The sequence below is a fragment of the Polaromonas sp. P1_F2 genome, from assembly GCF_056405735.1.
The window spans coordinates 54,746-71,816 of sequence record NZ_JBFUBN010000013.1; the positions used below are offsets into that span (position 1 = coordinate 54,746).

The 17,071-nt window shown below is 66.9% G+C and carries 19 protein-coding genes; 12 read left to right on the forward strand and 7 right to left on the reverse strand.

Features of this window, described 5'->3' with window-relative positions; genetic code table 11:
- Positions 1 to 184: 184 nt before the first annotated feature.
- Positions 185 to 1,078: an AraC family transcriptional regulator gene (locus AC1D0O_RS21445; RefSeq protein WP_477655517.1), complete on the forward strand. Its 894-nt coding sequence runs from the start codon at positions 185 to 187 to the stop codon at positions 1,076 to 1,078.
- On the opposite strand, the gene AC1D0O_RS21450 is transcribed toward AC1D0O_RS21445, so the two are convergent.
- From AC1D0O_RS21450 to AC1D0O_RS21460, 3 genes are all read right to left on the reverse strand, one after another.
- A complete protein-coding gene (locus AC1D0O_RS21450; protein WP_477655518.1) occupies positions 1,044 to 1,385 on the reverse strand; it encodes a hypothetical protein in 342 nt (113 codons plus the stop codon). The genes AC1D0O_RS21445 and AC1D0O_RS21450 overlap by 35 nt on opposite strands.
- A gap of 76 nt (positions 1,386 to 1,461) precedes the next feature.
- The gene (locus AC1D0O_RS21455) at positions 1,462 to 2,361 is read right to left on the reverse strand and encodes an SDR family oxidoreductase (RefSeq protein ID WP_477655519.1); all 900 of its coding nucleotides are present in this window, start codon (positions 2,359 to 2,361) and stop codon (positions 1,462 to 1,464) included.
- A gap of 57 nt (positions 2,362 to 2,418) precedes the next feature.
- Positions 2,419 to 3,171: a glucose 1-dehydrogenase gene (locus tag AC1D0O_RS21460; protein ID WP_477655520.1), complete on the reverse strand. Its 753-nt coding sequence runs from the start codon at positions 3,169 to 3,171 to the stop codon at positions 2,419 to 2,421.
- Positions 3,172 to 3,339: 168 nt separating this feature from the next.
- On the opposite strand from AC1D0O_RS21460, the gene AC1D0O_RS21465 reads away from it, so the two are divergent.
- The gene (locus tag AC1D0O_RS21465) at positions 3,340 to 4,236 is read left to right on the forward strand and encodes a LysR family transcriptional regulator (RefSeq protein ID WP_477655521.1); all 897 of its coding nucleotides are present in this window, start codon (positions 3,340 to 3,342) and stop codon (positions 4,234 to 4,236) included.
- An 11-nt stretch (positions 4,237 to 4,247) separates the two neighbouring features.
- Here AC1D0O_RS21465 and AC1D0O_RS21470 read toward each other — a convergent pair whose 3' ends face one another.
- Positions 4,248 to 6,671, reverse strand: coding sequence for a glucose/quinate/shikimate family membrane-bound PQQ-dependent dehydrogenase (locus AC1D0O_RS21470; RefSeq protein WP_477655522.1), 2,424 nt, complete (start codon positions 6,669 to 6,671; stop codon positions 4,248 to 4,250).
- A gap of 296 nt (positions 6,672 to 6,967) precedes the next feature.
- Here AC1D0O_RS21470 and AC1D0O_RS21475 point away from each other — a divergent pair, with 296 nt between their 5' ends.
- Positions 6,968 to 7,570, forward strand: coding sequence for a DUF4142 domain-containing protein (locus tag AC1D0O_RS21475; protein ID WP_477655523.1), 603 nt, complete (start codon positions 6,968 to 6,970; stop codon positions 7,568 to 7,570).
- Between the two features lie 16 nt (positions 7,571 to 7,586).
- Here AC1D0O_RS21475 and AC1D0O_RS21480 read toward each other — a convergent pair whose 3' ends face one another.
- Positions 7,587 to 8,552, reverse strand: coding sequence for a LysR family transcriptional regulator (locus AC1D0O_RS21480; RefSeq protein WP_477655524.1), 966 nt, complete (start codon positions 8,550 to 8,552; stop codon positions 7,587 to 7,589).
- 132 nt (positions 8,553 to 8,684) lie between these two features.
- On the opposite strand from AC1D0O_RS21480, the gene AC1D0O_RS21485 reads away from it, so the two are divergent.
- Positions 8,685 to 9,551: an oxidoreductase gene (locus AC1D0O_RS21485; RefSeq protein ID WP_477655525.1), complete on the forward strand. Its 867-nt coding sequence runs from the start codon at positions 8,685 to 8,687 to the stop codon at positions 9,549 to 9,551.
- A 74-nt stretch (positions 9,552 to 9,625) separates the two neighbouring features.
- Here the strand turns inward: AC1D0O_RS21485 and AC1D0O_RS21490 are convergent, their stop codons facing one another.
- Positions 9,626 to 10,834, reverse strand: coding sequence for an MFS transporter (locus AC1D0O_RS21490; RefSeq protein ID WP_477655526.1), 1,209 nt, complete (start codon positions 10,832 to 10,834; stop codon positions 9,626 to 9,628).
- Positions 10,835 to 10,954: 120 nt separating this feature from the next.
- On the opposite strand from AC1D0O_RS21490, the gene AC1D0O_RS21495 reads away from it, so the two are divergent.
- Positions 10,955 to 11,908 (forward strand): LysR family transcriptional regulator, encoded by a 954-nt coding sequence (locus AC1D0O_RS21495; protein WP_477655527.1) that lies wholly within the window; start codon positions 10,955 to 10,957, stop codon positions 11,906 to 11,908.
- A 7-nt stretch (positions 11,909 to 11,915) separates the two neighbouring features.
- Here AC1D0O_RS21495 and AC1D0O_RS21500 read toward each other — a convergent pair whose 3' ends face one another.
- Positions 11,916 to 12,584, reverse strand: coding sequence for a TetR/AcrR family transcriptional regulator (locus AC1D0O_RS21500; RefSeq protein WP_477655528.1), 669 nt, complete (start codon positions 12,582 to 12,584; stop codon positions 11,916 to 11,918).
- A gap of 146 nt (positions 12,585 to 12,730) precedes the next feature.
- On the opposite strand from AC1D0O_RS21500, the gene AC1D0O_RS21505 reads away from it, so the two are divergent.
- The 7 genes from AC1D0O_RS21505 (at position 12,731) to AC1D0O_RS21535 (ending at position 17,022) form a co-directional block, all read left to right on the forward strand.
- A complete protein-coding gene (locus tag AC1D0O_RS21505) occupies positions 12,731 to 13,204 on the forward strand; it encodes a VOC family protein (RefSeq protein ID WP_477655529.1) in 474 nt (157 codons plus the stop codon).
- A 33-nt stretch (positions 13,205 to 13,237) separates the two neighbouring features.
- Complete coding sequence (locus tag AC1D0O_RS21510) at positions 13,238 to 13,654, forward strand: nuclear transport factor 2 family protein (protein ID WP_477655530.1); 417 nt, start codon at positions 13,238 to 13,240, stop codon at positions 13,652 to 13,654.
- 40 nt (positions 13,655 to 13,694) lie between these two features.
- Positions 13,695 to 14,129 (forward strand): VOC family protein, encoded by a 435-nt coding sequence (locus AC1D0O_RS21515; RefSeq protein WP_477655531.1) that lies wholly within the window; start codon positions 13,695 to 13,697, stop codon positions 14,127 to 14,129.
- Positions 14,130 to 14,142: 13 nt separating this feature from the next.
- Positions 14,143 to 14,490, forward strand: a complete 348-nt coding sequence (locus tag AC1D0O_RS21520) for a YciI family protein (RefSeq protein ID WP_477655532.1) — start codon at positions 14,143 to 14,145, stop codon at positions 14,488 to 14,490.
- Positions 14,491 to 14,512: 22 nt separating this feature from the next.
- The gene (locus AC1D0O_RS21525; RefSeq protein ID WP_477655533.1) at positions 14,513 to 15,133 is read left to right on the forward strand and encodes a glutathione S-transferase family protein; all 621 of its coding nucleotides are present in this window, start codon (positions 14,513 to 14,515) and stop codon (positions 15,131 to 15,133) included.
- Positions 15,134 to 15,304: 171 nt separating this feature from the next.
- The gene (locus tag AC1D0O_RS21530) at positions 15,305 to 16,264 is read left to right on the forward strand and encodes an ABC transporter ATP-binding protein (RefSeq protein ID WP_477655534.1); all 960 of its coding nucleotides are present in this window, start codon (positions 15,305 to 15,307) and stop codon (positions 16,262 to 16,264) included.
- A complete protein-coding gene (locus AC1D0O_RS21535; RefSeq protein WP_477655535.1) occupies positions 16,261 to 17,022 on the forward strand; it encodes an ABC transporter permease in 762 nt (253 codons plus the stop codon). The genes AC1D0O_RS21530 and AC1D0O_RS21535 overlap by 4 nt, the downstream gene beginning before the upstream one ends.
- The last annotated feature ends 49 nt before the right edge of the window (positions 17,023 to 17,071 follow it).

Here is a 17,071-nt window from a genome sequence, read left to right on the forward strand (position 1 = left end):
GTGTGGAGTCCTTGAAAAGTCGGGGTTGAAGGGAAACATCTCGCGCGGCGGCGGCCTTAAGGCCTGTCGCTGCACAGGGAGCAGTTTCCCGCGACAATCAGGACGTTTTGGATGAATTTGTCCACCAAATCATCCTTATCGTACAAACCCCTCATCCGTCATCCACTCCCGCAAAGCAGACCCCATGACCGAAGGACTAGACCGGCTTTCCGCCCTGATGGACCGCTTTCGCGTGCGCGCCCATATGTTCCATAACGGGCCGCTGTGCGGCGTCACGCATTTCACGCCCGAGGCCGGGCTCGGGTTTCTGCATGTGATGCGGCGCGGGACCATGGTGGTGACGCACCGCACCGGAAGCGGCGCGCCGCAGCGGGTGGAGGTCAGCGAGCCCAGCCTGGTGTTTTACCCGCGGCCGCTGGCGCACGACTTCCACAATGCGCCGGTGGAAGGCGCCGACTTCACCTGCGCGACGCTGGCCTTTGACGGCGGCGCCAGCCATCCGCTGGCGCGTGCGCTGCCGGCGCTGGTGGTGTTGCCGCTTGCGCGCGTACAGGGGCTGGAGCACACGCTGGCCCTGTTGTTCGCCGAGACCGAACAGGTGCGCTGCGGCCGGCGCCTGTTGGCGGACCGGCTGTTCGAGGTCTTGTTGCTGCAGTTGCTGCGCTGGCTGCTCGACAACCCGCAAGAGGGCGGCTTGCCTGAGGGCCTGCTGGCGGGCTTGGCCGAGCCGCGCCTGGCACGCGCGCTGGTCGCGATGCATGAAACCCCCGGCGAGGCCTGGAGCCTGGAGCGACTGGCGCAATCGGCCGGCATGTCGCGCAGCGCCTTCGCGCTGCTGTTCAGGCAGAAGGTCGGGCAAACGCCGGCGGACTACCTGGCCTGCTGGCGGCTGGCGATCGCACAGGCCGAACTGCGCGGCGGCCAGTCCCTCAAAGCGATTGCCGCGCAGCTCGGTTACGCGAATGCATCGGCGCTGTCGCGCCTTTTTGTGCAGAAGACGGGCGTCTCGCCGCGTGACTGGGCCAAGGGGCCACAGTGCTTTCCTAGCGGCCTTGCGGCATCAGGGCCAGCAACATAAAGCCACCGGCCAGCGCAAGGTTCTTGAAGAAGTGCAAAACCTGGTTGCGCAGCTCCTGCGGCGTGGCCGCCCAGAAGTTGTGGGCGAGAACGGCGTCGACCAGCAGGAAGGCCGCGGCGGCGAGAGCCAGCCAGCGCACCTGCCAGCCGAAGGCGAGTGCCAGGCCGGCGGCGACTTCGACGGCGCCCACAGCAGCGGCCGTGTAGTTGCGCTGTTTGGCTGAATCAAGGAAATGCGAAGCGCCGGGGCCTATGAAGGCCAGGGCCATCAACGTGCGGCCCAGGGCAAGGACAAGCGTGGGGTTCATGGTGAGGATCCTCTCTATATAGAAGCAGGTAGAAAGCGGATGGCGGCCTGCGCCGCCATCCGCTTCGAAGTCAAGCTCAGGCCGCGCGGCGCACCACGGGCTTGAGCATGTCGGCGATGCCTATGCGCTGGGCGAACTCTTCGCGCACGCGTTCGGCCACCACGGTGACTTCAGCGGCGCCGTCGTCGATGAAATCGGTCACCGAGCGGAAGGGCCGTGTGCCGGCGGGCAGGCCGACGATGCGGGTGATGTCGTCGGCCACGGCCTGCGGGTCGGCGTCGGCCGGGCTCAGCGCCGAGAGGCGTTCGCCGACCTTGTCCATCACGCCGTCGTAGCGCGCATAGGCGGCGGCGAGGGCCGCGTCGGCCGGCTTGCCGGCGCTGGGGAAGTGGGCCGTGCCTTTGGTGAAGGCGCCGGGCACGACGATGGAGGTTTCGATGCCGAAGCGTGCGAGCTCATAGGACATGCTGACGGCCATCGAATCCATGGCGGCCTTCGCCGCGGCGTAAGGGCCGAGGAAAGGCGGGAAGCCGCCGCGCACCGTGCTGCTGCTGACCCACAGCAGCAGGCCGGCTTCGGCCTGGCGCATGGCCGGCAGCGCGGCGCGGTTCACGCGCTGGGTGCCCAGGAAGTTGGTGTCCAGCACCTTGATGATCTCTTCGGGCGTGTAGGCCTCGCTGGGGCCGACCACCAGGTGGCCGGCGTTGTGCACGACCACGTCGAGCCGCCCCTGCTCGGCCAGGATGCGGGCCACGGCGGCGTCGGCCGAGGGCTGCGAGAGCACGTCGAGTTCGACGGCGCGCACATCAAGGCCCTTGGCGAAACTCCAGTCGCGCAACTCACGCACCTTGGGCGCGTTGCGGCCTTCGGTGTCGCGCATGCTGGCATACACGGTATGGCCGGCCTGGGCCAGGGAGCGGGCGCTGAGGTGGCCTATGCCGGTGGACGCGCCGGTGACGAGGATGATGGATTTCATGGTGTGTGTCTTTCTGAAGAGGGTTGAAAAGTTGTTGATGCGCCAATGAGTGCGTGCTTAGACCACACCACCATTCGCGCGAAGGGTTTGGCCGTTGACCCATCCGGAGTCGTCGCTGACGAGGAAGGCGACCGCGCTCGCGATGTCTTCGGGCGTGCCCAGGCGTTCCAGCGGCGCCATCCTGGACATGCGCTCCACCGTCTCGGGCGTCTTGCCGTTGAGAAAGAGCGCGGTGGCCGTGGGGCCGGGGGCGATGGCGTTGACGCGGATGTTTTTGCCGCGCAGCTCCTTGGCCATGATGTTCGTGAAGGTTTCGACCGCGCTCTTGGTCGCGCCGTAGACCGCATAGCCGGGCAGGGCCAGGCCGATCACGCTGGTCGAGAAGTTGACGATGCGGCCGCCGGGCTGCAGGCGCGCCGCGGCTTCGCGCAGGGTGTTGAACGTGCCCTTGACGTTGACGGCGAACAGGCGGTCAAAGGTCTCGTCGTCGGTGTCGGCCAGCGCGGGCAGGCTGGGCGGCATGATGCCGGCGTTGTTGATGAGCACGTCGACGCGGCCGAAGGCCTGGATGCTGTCGTCGAACAACTGCCTGACGGCGGCGGAACTGGCGACGTCGGCCTGCACGGCAAGCGCTTTGCCGCCGCCAGCCGTGATGGACTGCACCACGGCCTGGGCTTCTTCGGCCTGGCCGGCGTAGTTGACAACGACGGCATAGCCCTCTTGCGCCAGGCGCTGTGCCACGGCGGCACCTATGCCGCGCGAGGCGCCGGTGACGATGGCAACCTGGGTGGTGTTGTTTGAAGCGGTCATTTGAAACTCCTGATGGTTAAAAGTGGGTGGCTCTGACTGCCCGCGGCGCCTGCTTTGCTTGCGCTTTTGGTGAGCCAGTGAAGCTATTGTTCTATTCAATCCACATGCGATAAATACCGTAAACTTGCCATCACTGTTCAATTAATATCAATAATCAAGTCGTGATCCATGGACCGTTTTAGTTCGATGCAGCTCTTCACCCGCATCGTGGAACTGGGCAGTTTTACGAAGGCGGCCGACGACCTGGGCCTGCCGCGCGCCACCGTGACGCACGCCGTGCAGCAGCTTGAAAAACGCCTGGGCGTGCGGCTCTTGCAGCGCACCACGCGGCATGTGAGCCCCACGCAGGACGGCGCGGCGTATTACGAGCGCTGCCTGCGCCTGCTGACGGACCTGGAAGAGGCCGAGTCGGCCTTTGTCAACACGGGCAGCAAGCCGCGCGGCAAGCTGCGCGTGGACTTGCACGGCACGCTGGCCAAGCATTTTTTGCTGCCGGTGATTGGGCAGTTCTTCGAGCGCTACCCGGACATCGAACTGGAAATCGGCATGGGCGACCGGCTGGTGGACCTGGTGCGCGAGGGCGTGGACTGCGTGCTGCGTGTGGGCGAGCTGGCTGAGTCCAGCATGGTGGGGCGGCGCGTGGCCTTGCTCGAACAGGTGACCTGCGCGAGCCGCGAGTACCTGGACCAACACGGCAGGCCCGACACGCTGGAGGCGCTGCGCGGCCACCGCGCGGTGAATTTTTTATCCAGCCGCACCGGCAAGGCCTTGCCTTTTGACTTCATCGTGGACGGCGCGCCGCGCCAGGTGCAGCTCAAGGGCTCGGTGGCGGTGACGGACGCCGACGCCTACAAAGCCTGCTGCGCCGCGCACCTGGGTTTTATCCAGGTGCCGCGCTACCACCTGGCCGCGCAGCTGGAGGCGGGCACGCTGGTGGAAGTGCTGCCGCAGTTCCGGCCGGCGCCCATGCCGGTGTCGGTGCTGTACCCGCACCACCGCCAGCTCTCACCACGCGTGCGCGTGTTCGTGGATTGGGTCGCCGACACGATGAGCCGGGCCAGATAAGAGCGGTTCAACTAGCGAGGCAGCGCGTAAGCGCGGACATAGTCGCCCGATCGGGTGCCCAATGAGCCGTGGCCACCGGCCACCACCAGCACATACTGCCGGCCGTCGGCGCCGGTGTAGCTCATGGGCGTGGCCTGGCCGCCGGCGGGCAGGCGCGAGGCCCAGAGTTCGTCGCCGTTGTTGACGTCGTAGGCGCGCAGGTAGTTGTCTACCGTGCCGGAGAGGAAGGCGACGCCGCCGCCCGTGGCGAGCGGGCCGCCCAGGCTGGGCACGCCCATGCGGAAGGGCAGTTGCAGGGGCGTGAGGTCGCGCACCGTGCCGTTCTTGTGCTGCCAGGCGATGCTGCCCGTGGTGAGGTCGGCGCCGGCCACATAGCCCCAGGGCGGCGCCTGGCAGGGTATGCCCAGCGGCGACAAAAACGCGCTGAGCTTGACGGCAAAGGGCGCGCCGAAGTTTTCATTGAGCGAAGGCAGGCTGCCTTCGGGCCGCTGCTTGCCCTGCACCATCAGCGAGGTGTCGTCGGCCCGGGGTACCAGCTGCGAGACAAAGGCCAGGTAGGTCGGCGTGGTGAAGGCCATCTGCCGCACCGGGTCGACGGCCACACCGCCCCAGTTGAAGACGCCGAAGTTGCCTGGGTAGACCAGCGTGCCCTGCGTGGACGGCGGCGTGAAGCGGCCCTCGTAGCGCAGGCGGTGAAAGGCAATGCGGCAATAGAGCTGGTCGAACATCGTCGCGCCCCACATGTCGCGGCCGGTCAGCGGCGGCGGGTTGAAAGACAGCGCCGATTTTGGCTGCGTGGGCGCGCTGCGGTCGCCCTGCGCGGCGCCCTGCGGCGCGGGGACTTCGCTGACGGGCAGCAGCGGCGTGCCGGTGCGGCGGTCCAGCACAAAGATCTCGCCCTGCTTGGTCGGCTGCACGAGGGCGGGCACGCGGTTGCCGTTGATGTTGAGGTCCAGCAGGCTGGGCTGGGCCGGCACGTCGTAGTCCCAGAGGTCGTGGTGCACGGTCTGGAAATTCCAGCGCACCTTGCCGGTGGCCAGGTCCAGCGCGACGACCGAGGATGAATAGGTTTCGACCGCGGGGCTGCGCTGGCCGCCCCACTGGTCGGGTGGCTGGTTGCCCAGGGGCACGTAGACCATGCCCAGCGCTTCGTCGACGCTGGAGATGGACCAGCTGTTGGGCGAGTTGGCGGTGTAGGTTTCGCCGGGCTTGAGCGGCGCGCTGCTGTCGGGCCGGCCTGAATCCCAGGCCCATACCAGCGCGCCGGTGTTGATGTCGAAGGCGCGGATGACGCCGGACTGCTCCTTGGTGGAGACGTTGTCGAGCACGGTGCCGCCGACGATGAGGAGGCGCGAGCTCACCACCACGGGCGAGGTCGAATAGTAGGCGCCGGGCTTGAGGTTGGGCATGCCGGCCCAGAGGTCGATCTCGCCCTTGCCGCCGCCGAAGGCCGTGCAGGGCTTGCCGCTGTCGGGGCTCAGCGCGATGACGCGCCCATCGGCCGTGGGCATGAAGAGTTTGGCCGCGCATCCGCCGCCGGCGGCCGGAGTTGCCGGAACAGGTGCGGCGGGCGGCGGCTGGTAGGAGAGGCCGCGGCAGGTCAGGTGCTGCAGCGCGAGCTTGTTCTGGATCTCGGGGTTGAAGCGCCAGATCTCGGCGCCGGTGGTGGCGTCGAGCGCGATCACCGACTGGTGCGGCGTGCAGAAGAACAGCCGGTTGCCGACCTTGAGCGGCGTCACCTCGAAGGTGGTTTCTTCAGGGTCGCCGGGGCGGCCGCGCATATCGCCGGTGCGGTACTGCCAGGCGATCTCGAGCTGCTTGACGTTGTCGGGCGTGATCTGCGCCAGGGGCGAATAGCGCTGGCCGTGGCCGGTGCGGCCGTAGGCGTGCCAATCTTCCGCCGGCACGCCGTCGGCGGGCGGCGACGAGGCCACGGCGCCCATGGGCGGCAGCGGCAGCATGCCCACCAGGCGGTTGTCGTCGTGGAACCAGGTGACGACCGCGGCGACAAGAAACGCGCCCAGCACCGCGCCCAAGGCCCAGCGGCCGCCGCGCGCGCCCGTCAGGCCTTCATGGCCGGCCTCGCCGATGGGCCAGGTGCGGGCGATCCAGGGCGCCGCCAGGAACAGCCCGATGACAAACACCACGCCGCCGCGCGCGGCCAGCGGCCACCAGTCCAGCCCGGTCTCCCAGATCGCCCAGGCCAGCGTGCCGCCAATCAGCACGGCAAACACCCAGAGCGCGGCCGGGCTGCGGCGCATCAGCAGCACGCCCGTGAGCACAAAGCCCAGGCCTGCCAGCAGGTAATACCAGGTGCCGCCCAGCACGCCCAGCCAGGAGCCGGCCAGCAGCAAGGGCACGCCGAGCACCAGCAGCACAAGGCCCGTGACCCAGGGCGTGCGGCGACGGAGGGGGTCTATGTTGGAAGAAGGCATTGTTGTTCTTGGGCCGGCGCGCTCAGCCGTGGCATCCCACACAGCATTCAAAAAAAGCGCAGCGGCAGACAGCCAATCTAGCGCGTGCGCGCCGCCTGGTGCGTCAGCCTGCGGCTGACGTGGCTGTAGGAACGCGGGCGGGCCATCTCGCACCGGGCATGCGGTGCATTCCTACATGCAGCGCCGGAAATGCCCGGCGCCGCGCACGGGCGGCAGAGGCGATCTTGGGAGGTCGGCAGCGCTTTCGCGCGTGATGCGCGGGCGCTGCATTTCACCTACTTTTCCAGGAGCTTTCCATGCCCATGAAACCCACACCTTCACTTCGCACCTACGGCCTGGCGCTTGCCGTACTGGCGGCGCTGGCGCTGTCCGTCGCGCCCACTGTCTGGGCGCAAAGCAGCACCGCACCCGCTGCACCCGCCACCAGCAATACCGCAGACGATTCCAAACTGGACCGCAGCGACCGCAAGATGCTGCAGGACCTGGCACAGGGCAATATGGCCGAGGTCGACGCCGGCAAGATGGCGCTGGAAAAATCGCAGAGTGCCGAGGTGAAAAAATTCGCGCAGCAGATGGTGGACGATCACACCAAGGCGCTGGGCGAGGTGCAGGCCTTGGCCACCGCCAAGAACGTCACCTTGCCGGACGGCGCCGGCGCCATGGCCAAGACCAAGGCCACCGCGCTGAAAGCACTGTCGGGCACCCTGTTCGACAAGGAATACGCCAAGCGTGCCGGCGTGGGCGACCACGAAAGCACCGTGAAGCTGCTGCAGAAGATGCAGAAGGACGGCAAAGACAGCGACCTCAAGGCGCTTGCCGGCAAGATGCTGCCGACGGTGGAGCAGCACCTGGAGATGGCCAGGTCTCTTGCGTCTTCTACCGCCGCAGCCAAGTCCTGATCGCTGAGCGTCTACCTCAAGGCCGCTTGCGACGCCGGCCGTTTTTGGTCGGCGCCAGCTCATGCGGCTCAAGGTAGAACTGCGTGTTGCCTACCAGCCGCTCGACCGCGAGGTCGATAAACGCGCGCGCACGCGCCGGCTGCGCGCTGCGGCTTCCGTAATAGACATGCAAGCCCAGGTGGTCGGTGACGTGTTGCGTGAGCAGCGGCACCAGCCGCCCGGCGCGCACCAGCGGCGCGGCGGTCACGCCTATCAGCTGGCCTATGGCCTGGCCGGCCACGACGGCGCGGGCTTCGAGGTCCACGTCGTTGGCCAGGAATGATGAGGCGATCGTGCGGCCCACGACCTCTTCGCCGACCTTGAACTCCCAGGGCATGGTTTTGCCGCTGCCCGTGTTGTGAAAACCGGTGCAGCGGTGGTGCGCCAGCTCGTCTATCCTGGCCGGCGCGCCGTGCTGGGCGATGTAGGCCGGCGCGGCGCAGACGATGAGCTGCAGCGGCAGGATGCGCCGCGAGATGATGCCGCCCCCGGGCGGCGAGCCGGCGCGAAAGCCGACGTCGACGCGGTCTTCGACCCAGTTGCCGATGCGGTCGTCCATCTGGATGTCGGGTTCGACCTGTGGGTAGCGGCGGCAATACTCTTCAAGCACCGGCCACAGCACCTCGAGCATGATGGAGCGCGGCGCGACGATGCGCAGCGGCCCGGCGATCTCTTCGCGGCTGCGGCGCGCGCCGTGCAGCGCGCGCTGCAGCGTGGAGAGCCCGGGCTGCGCGGCCTGCAGGAACTGCTCGCCCTCTTCCGTCAGGCTCAGGCTGCGCGTGGTGCGGTGGAACAGGCGCACGCCCAGGTGGCGTTCCAGCTGCACCAGCGCCTGGCTGGCGGCCTGCGGCGTGATGGCCTGCGCCGCGGCGGCCTGGCGCAGGCTGCCGAGTTCGGCGGCCTTGACGAAGGTGGCGATGGCGCGCAGTTCATTCAAAGCCATGGTGCTTCCCTCGGGGCTGGGTGGTGATTATCACGATTTGCTTGATTATGAACCCAGCGACTCCTGGCTATTCAACACCCAATGGAAATCCTACATTGCCCTCCTCAACAACTTTTTTTGAAGGACCTGGCCATGAATGCAAAGACGGATTTCAAACGTGTCTGGATGATCACCGGTGCGGCGCGCGGCATAGGCGCGCGAATCGCTGAAGCGGCCCTGGCCCGCGGCGAGGCGGTGGTGGCGACCTCGCGCGACGCGGCTTCGGTGCAGAAAAGATTCCCCGCGGGCGATGCGCTGCTGGCGCTGCCGCTGGACGTGACGGACGAGGCGCAGGCGGCCGCCGCCGTACAAGCCGCGCTGGCGCGCTTCGGCCGCATCGACGTGCTGGTCAACAACGCGGGCTATGGCTTGCTGGGTGCCGTGGAGGAAGCCACGGCCGACGAAGTGCGGCGCCTTTACGAAACCAATGTGTTCGGCCTGCTCAACGTCACGCGCGCCGTGCTGCCGTCCATGCGCGAGCGCCGTAGCGGCCACGTCATCAGTATCTCCTCACTGGGCGGCTACCAGTCCGGTGCGGGCTTTGGCGTGTACTGCTCGACCAAGTTCGCGGTGGAAGGCCTGAGCGAAGCGCTGCACGGCGAACTCGCGCCGCTGGGCATCCACGTGACGGTGGTGGAGCCGGGCTACTTCCGCACCGACTTCCTGGACGGCAATTCGCTGGCCGTGTCGCCGCGCATCCTGGACGACTATGCCGCGAGCGCCGGCCGGGTGCGCGCGGCCGCCACGCAAATCAACCACAACCAGGCCGGCGACCCGCTGCGGCTGGCGCAGGCCATGCTGGCGCTGGTGGACTCCGCCATGCCGCCGCTGCGCCTGCCCTTGGGCACCGACACACTGCAGACGATTGCGGACAAGCATGCGTTTGTCGAGGCCGAACTGAAGGACTGGAAGGCGCTGGCCGCGTCGACGGACTTTCCGAAGGAAGCGCTGGCCGCCTGAACCGCGTTGCGTGGATAAGAAATAAAAAAAGGGCCTCGCGAGAGGCCCTTTTTTATCGGCGCAAGAAGTCCGCATCAGGCCGCGCAGGGCGCGAGCTTCTTCGCGGGCCACATGCGCACCATCAGCGCAGCCGCACCCGACACCGCGGCCATCACACACACACCTTGCCAGCCCGCATGCGCCAGCACCACACTGCCGAGCCAGGCGCCGCTCGCCATGCCGCTGAACATGCCGATGAAGAGCACCGCATTGAGGCGGCTGCGCGCGGCGGGCTCTATGCCATAGATGAGGGTCTGGTGCGCAATGAGCGTAGCCTGCGCACCCAGGTCGAAGACCACCGCGCCCAGCGCGATCAGCCACAGCTGGTCTGGGCCTAAAGCCATGGCGATAAAAGCAGCGGCCACCAGCGCGGCGCCCAGGCGCGTGACGACTTCCGGGCCCTTGCGGTCGGCGAGCCGGCCGGCCAGCGGCGCGGCCAATGCACCGGCGGCGCCCGCCAGACCGAAGGCGCCGGCCGCGCCGCTGCCCAGGTTGAAAGGCGCGGCGTGCAGCATGATGGCCAGGGTGGACCAGAAGGCGCTGAAGCCTATGCTGACCAGGCCCTGGGCGATGGCCGCGCGGCGCAGCGCGGGGTGCCGCTTCCACAGCGTGGCGAGCGAACCCAGCAGCGCCAGGTAAGGCAGTTGCGTGGTCGGCACAAAGCGCGGCAGCAGGCGCCACATGGCCGCGCCCAGCAGCGCGATGCCGAGGGCGGCGGCGACAAACATGCTGCGCCAGCCGAACTGCTCGGCCACGACGCCGGCCACCACGCGCGAGAGCAATATGCCCAGCAACAGGCCGGTCATCACGGTGCCCACGGTCTTGCCGCGCTGCGCCTCGGGCGCGAGCGTGGCGGCGGCCGGCACGATGTCTTGCGCCAGCGTGGCCGCCAGCCCGATGGCAAGGCTGGCCAGCGCGAGCACCGCCAGCGAAGGCGCGCAGGCGGCCAGCAGCAAGGCCAGCACCAGCGCGGCGGCTTTGCCCACGATGATGCGGCGCCGGTCATAACGGTCGCCCAGCGGCGCGAGCAGGCCTATGCCCAGCGCGTAGCCGAGTGTGGTCAGCGTGGGCACCAGGCCGATGGCCGCGGGCGTGGCCCTGAATTCGGCGACCAGCAGGGCCAGCATGGGCTGGCTGTAATAAAGCGAAGCCGCGCCCAGGCCGGCGCCGGTGGCGAGCAGGAGGATCAGCGACAAGGGCAGCCCCTGGGTGGCGTGGTCATGCGTATTGATGGTGGTGGTCATGTCGAAAATCCCGATTTAAGGCAGGATGTGAGTATGCGGGCCCGGTTTTACGCTGTGAAGGCGGCTATTGGGCACAATGGTCATACGCTATACGCATGCAAAACGAAGAACGGACACCCCATGAAAACCGCGCCGGACCGGATTGAACTGATGCAGACCTTTGTGCGCATCGTGGAGGCGGGCAGCCTGTCGGCCGCCGCCGCGCAGATGAACGCCACGCAGCCGACGGTGAGCCGGCGCCTGCAGGCACTGGAGCGTTCACTGGGCCTGAAGCTGCTGCAGCGCTCCACCCACGCGATGAAGCTGACCGAGGACGGCGAGCGCTGTTTTACCCGCGCCAAGGAATTGCTGGGCAACTGGGACGCTTTCGAGGCCGACCTGCGCGGCACGCAGGAAGTGCCGGAGGGCACGCTGCGCGTGGTGGTGCCGCATGCGCTGGGCCAGCAGCGGCTGGTGGGGCCGCTGGTCGATTATTTGCGGCGCCACGAACGGGTCACGGTGGAATGGCTGCTGCACGACGGCACGCCGGACTTCATCGCCCAGGGCATCGATTGCGCGGTGCATGTGGGCGCGGTGGAAGATCCCTCGCTGGTGGCCGTGAAGATCGCCGAGGTGCGGCGCATCGTAGTGGCCGCGCCTTCGCTGCTGCAGGGCCGGCCGCCGCCGCTGCAGCCGGCCGAACTGCAGGCCCTGCCCTGGCTGGCGCTGCAGACTTTTTACCGCAACGAGGTGGCGCTGACCCGCCGCCATGCCGGCCGCGACAGCGAGGAGTTCCGCTTCGCGATACAGCCGCGCCTGGGCACGGACAGCCTGTTCGCGCTGCGCAATGCCACGCTGCTGGGCCTGGGCGCGAGCATTTCCTCGACCTGGCTGGTGGCCGAGGACGTGGCGGAAGGCCGCTTGCTGCACCTGGCGCCGCAGTGGTGCGCCGCGCCGCTGCCGGTCTACCTGATCTATCCCTATTCGAATTTTTACCCGGCCAAGCTGCGCCGCTTTATCGAGGCGCTGCGCGAGGGGCTGCCCACGGGCATGGGCTTGCCCTCGCGCCAGGCGGAAGCGGCCAGCGTGGCCTGAGCCCCCGCTACTTCTCGCACAGGCCTTTTTCCACCATATCGATCAGGCGCTCGCCGATCTGCAACATCTGCGGGCCCAGGATGGGGCCCAGCGGGCCGTCGATGACCAGCATGGCCAGGCCGTGCACCGCCGACCAGGCCAGGAACTCGGCGCCGGGGCGGCGTTCGGGCGACATCACGCCGGCGCTCACGAGTTTGTCGATCGCCGCGCCCAGCAGTTCAAACGGATCCAGGCCGCTTTGCCCTTTGCGCTCGCTATCGGCCGGCGCACCCTGGGCTCTTTCTTTCAAATCGTCCGAAGGCCCGAAGGCCGTGCGGAACAGCCCGCTCTCCGCCTGCGCAAAGCGCAGGTAGCCGGTGCCGACCGCGCGCACATTGGCGCGGGCGAATTCGGCGGGCGGTAAATCCGGGGGCAGCGCGGCCAGTTCGGCCTCCATGGCGCGGGCCACGGCCGCCAGCGCGGCGGAACGCACCGCATAGAGCAGGGCCTGGCGGCTTTCGAAATGGCGGTAGGCGGCGTTGGGCGCGACGCCCGCGCGGCGCGTGGTTTCGCGCAGCACCACGGCCTCGGGGCCGCCCGCGCGGGCCAGTTCGACCGCGGCTTCCAGCAGCGCGCGCCGCAAGTCCCCGTGGCGGTAGGTGCTGCGGGGTGGCGGGGGCTGCGGCGCGCTCGACATGGCTTGTTACGTATTTATGTGGACAGCGTTCATTATCTTTGCTATTCTTTTGTGGACGGTGTACACAATACTGCTGATTGGGCCACCGCACAAGCCCCTGAATCCTGAATTTCTCCTGCAAAACCCGCCTTACAAGGACCCCGACCATGCAGAAAATCACCCCCTTCCTGTGGTTCAACGACCAGGCCGAAGAAGCCATGAACTTTTATGTCTCGATCTTCAAGAACTCGAAGATCACCATGCTGCGGCGCTACGGCAAGGAAGGCCCGGGCCCCGAGGGCACGGTCATGACCGGCAGTTTTCAGCTTGAGGGCCAGGAGTTCATGGCGCTCAACGGCGGCCCGCATTTCAGCTTCACGCCGGCCATCTCGCTCTTTGTGGACTGCAAGACGCAGGCGGAGGTGGACGAGCTGTGGGACAAGCTCTCGGCCGGCGGCGCGCCCAACCAGTGCGGCTGGGTGCAGGACAAGTTCGGCCTGTCCTGGCAGATCATCCCGACCGCGCTCGGTGAAATGCTGGGCGACAAAAACCCGGCCAAGGCCGGCGCCGCCATGAGCGCCATGCTGAAGATGCGCAAGATCAGCATCAAGGATTTGAAAGAGGCCTACGACAGGGCCTGAAGCCGGACAGCATTTGCAAGAAAGGCCGCCGCCATGAACAGCCCCATCGCCACCCTCGTGCGCCGGTATTTTTCGGCGTACGAGACGCAGGACCGGCAAGTCCTTGAAGACCTGCTGGACGAGCGCTTCACCTTCAGCAGCCCGCTGGACGATCGCATCAACCGCGCCGCCTACTTCGCGCGCTGCTGGCCCAACAGCCGCACGCTGCGCCGCTTCACGGTGGAGAAGATATTTGACCAGGGCGACGAAGCCTTCATACGCTATGAGGCCGAAAGCACCACGGGCAAAAAATTCCGCAACACCGAATGGCTGCGCTTCCAGGGCGGCAAGCTCGTGGAGGTGCAGGTGTATTTCGGCCGCGACACGCGGCCGGTCATACCCGTTCCCGCACTTGTTCCCGCCGCGCGGATGGCCGACTGGCCGGCCACCGCCGCGCTGTTTCCGCGCTAGGCACGCATCCCCACCCCCAACCAACCCCAAGGAGATTCCCATGCTGGTTCAGTCCTACCTCTTTTTTAACGGCCGCTGCGAAGAGGCCATCGAGTTCTACCGCAAAGCGCTTGGCGCGCAGGTCACGATGATGATGCGCTTCAAGGAAAACCCAGAGCCCATGACGGATGGCTGCGGCCCCGACGGCGGCCCGGCCCCCGACCCCAACAGCATCATGCACGCCAGCTTCAAGATTGGAGAGACCGAAGTGATGGCCTCCGACGGCATGGGCGGCGGCAAGGCGGAGTTCAAGGGCTTCTCGCTGTCGGTGTCCGCGGCCAGCGATGCCGAGGCGCAGCGCCTGTTCAAGCTGCTGGGCGAGGGCGGCAAGGTGGAAATGCCGATGGCCAAGACCTTTTTCGCCTCGTCCTTCGGCGTGGTGGTCGACCGCTTCGGCGTGTCATGGATGGTGATCAAGCCGCTGCCCATGCCTTGAGGCGGCGCATCCCATGCAGTTCCTGCTGATCATCTGCCACGACGCGGCCTTCGCGCCAACCCCGGCCCTGGTCGCCGAAATAGGCGCCTGGGTCAGGGACATGCAAGGCCGCGGCATCCTCCAGCACGGCAACCCGCTGCGCCCGCCGGGCGAAGCCGCCACGGTGCGGGTGCGCGGCGGCAAGCGCGTGGTGACGGACGGCCCCTTTACCGACAGTGCGGAAAAAATGTCGGCCTACGGGCTGATTGAATGCGCGGGCATGCGGGAAGCCATCGACATCGCGGCCGGCCACCCCATGGCCAGCGCCGCGACCATAGAGGTCAGGGCGGTCTGGTCCGACCTGCCGCGGATGGCGGCTTGACAAACACACGACCGAAAAAACCATGAAGCTCTATTACTCGGACACGCTGAACCCGCGCAAGGCCTGCGCCGTCGCGCGGTACCTGAAGTCGCCGCTGGAATTCATTCCTGTCGCGCTGGAAAAAGGTGAGCACCGCACGCCCGAATTCCGCGCGATGAATCCGAACGCCAAGGTGCCGGTGCTGGTCGATGACGAACTGGTTCTATGGGAATCCAACGCCATCATGTGCCACCTGGCGGAGAAAGCCGGCTCGGAACTCTGGCCGCGCGATGAACGCCGCATCGAGGTGATGCGCTGGCTGATGTGGGATGCGACCGAGTTCGCACCTGCCGTTGGCACTTTTTACTTCGAGCACATCATCAAGCCGCGCTTCCTGGGCCGCGAGGCCGACCCGGCCGAGATTGCCCGGGTGACGCCGGATTTCGAACGCTACGCCGGCGTGCTGGAGGGGCACCTCCAGGAGCGCGAGTACCTTGTCGGCAACACCTTGACCGTCGCTGACTTCGCGGTGGCCATCACCTTGCCCTACGCCGAAAAAACACGCTTGCCGCTGGAGGGCTTCCCGGCGATCCGGCGCTGGCACGACCGGTTGAACCAGCTGCCGGCCTGGCGCGAGCCCTGGCCCGAACAGCGCGCCGCCTGAAGGCGGTGCAAGCCCGTCGGGCTTCGGGACGCCGTGCGGCGTGAGGCGTCCGTCCCGGCGCGCGCGCGGCAGCAAGGCCCTGAAAAGCCCCTAGTCCCCGGCGTTTCACCCGCGCTCGATAGAATGATTCGGGCCTCTTTTTCGGGGGCCCACTTCACACCAGGATGCCGCGTGCAAGCCAATCCCATCATTTCCATACAGCAACTCAGCAAGACCTACGCCTCGGGCTTTCATGCGCTCAAGTCGGTGGACCTGGAGATCCGGCGCGGCGAGATTTTCGCCCTGCTGGGCCCCAACGGCGCGGGCAAGACCACCTTGATCAGCATCGTCTGCGGCATCGTCAACCCCGGTTCGGGCACGGTGACGGCGGACGGGCACGACATCGTCCGCGACTACCGCGCCGCCCGCTCCAAGATAGGCCTGGTGCCGCAGGAGCTTTCGACCGACGCCTTCGAAACTGTCTGGTCCACCGTGAGCTTCAGCCGCGGCCTGTACGGCAAGCCGCCGAATCCGGCCTATATCGAGAAAGTGCTGCGCGACCTGTCGCTGTGGGACAAGAAGGACAGCAAGATCATGGCGCTTTCGGGCGGCATGAAGCGCCGGGTGCTGATCGCCAAGGCGCTGTCGCACGAGCCGACCATCCTGTTCCTGGATGAGCCCAGCGCGGGCGTCGACGTCGAGCTGCGCAAGGGCATGTGGCAGATGGTGCGGGAGCTGCGCGACGGCGGCGTCACCATCATCCTGACCACGCACTACATCGAGGAAGCCGAGGAGATGGCCGACCGCATCGGCGTGATCAACAAGGGCGAGCTGATTCTGGTCGAGGACAAAACCGTGCTGATGCGCAAGCTCGGCAAGAAGCAACTGAGCCTGCAGCTGCAAACGCCGCTGCAAAGCATTCCGGCCGTCCTGGCCGGATTGCCGCTTGAGCTGACGAAGGAAGGCCACGCCCTGGTCTACACCTTCGACACGCAGACCGAGGAAACCGGCATCGCGGCCTTGCTCAAGCAGCTGGCCGAACTCGGCATCGACTTCAAGGACCTGCATTCGAGCGAGAGCTCGCTCGAAGACATCTTCGTGAGCCTGGTTCATGCCGACAAACCCGCCGCCAACATCAAGGAGGCCGCATGAACTGGCACGCCATCCGCGCGATCTACCGCTTTGAAATGGCGCGCACCTTCCGCACGCTGATGCAGTCCATCGCCTCGCCGGTGATTTCCACCTCGCTGTATTTCGTGGTGTTCGGGGCCGCCATCGGCTCGCGCATGGGCAACATCGACGGCATCGGCTACGGCGCCTTCATCATCCCCGGCCTGGTCATGCTGTCGCTGCTCAACGAGAGCATCTCGAACGCCGCCTTCGGCATCTACATGCCGAAGTGGTCGGGAACGATTTACGAGCTGCTGTCGGCGCCGGTGTCGTCGATGGAGGTGGTGATCGGCTATGTGGGCGCCGCGGCGAGCAAGTCCGTCATGCTGGGCCTCTTGATCCTGGTCACGGCGCGCCTCTTCGTGCCTTACAGCATTGCGCACCCCTTCTGGATGCTGTGCTTCCTGCTGCTGACCGCGCTGACCTTCAGCCTGTTCGGTTTCATCATCGGGCTGTGGGCCGACAACTTCCAGAAGCTGCAGGTCGTGCCGCTGATGGTGGTGACGCCGCTGACCTTCCTGGGCGGCGCGTTTTATTCCATCAACATGCTGCCGCCGCTGTGGCAAAACATCGCCCTGTTCAACCCGGTGGTCTACCTGATCAGCGGCTTCCGCTGGAGTTTTTACGGCGTGGCCGACGTCAACGTGGGCCTCAGCGTACTGGCCATCCTGGGCTTCCTGGGGCTGTGCCTGGGCGTGGTGTGGTGGATTTTCCGCACGGGCTGGAAACTCAAGAGCTGAAGAACCGGCAGGAAGCCCCGTTGGCGGGCTCTTCGCTTGAAGCATCAGC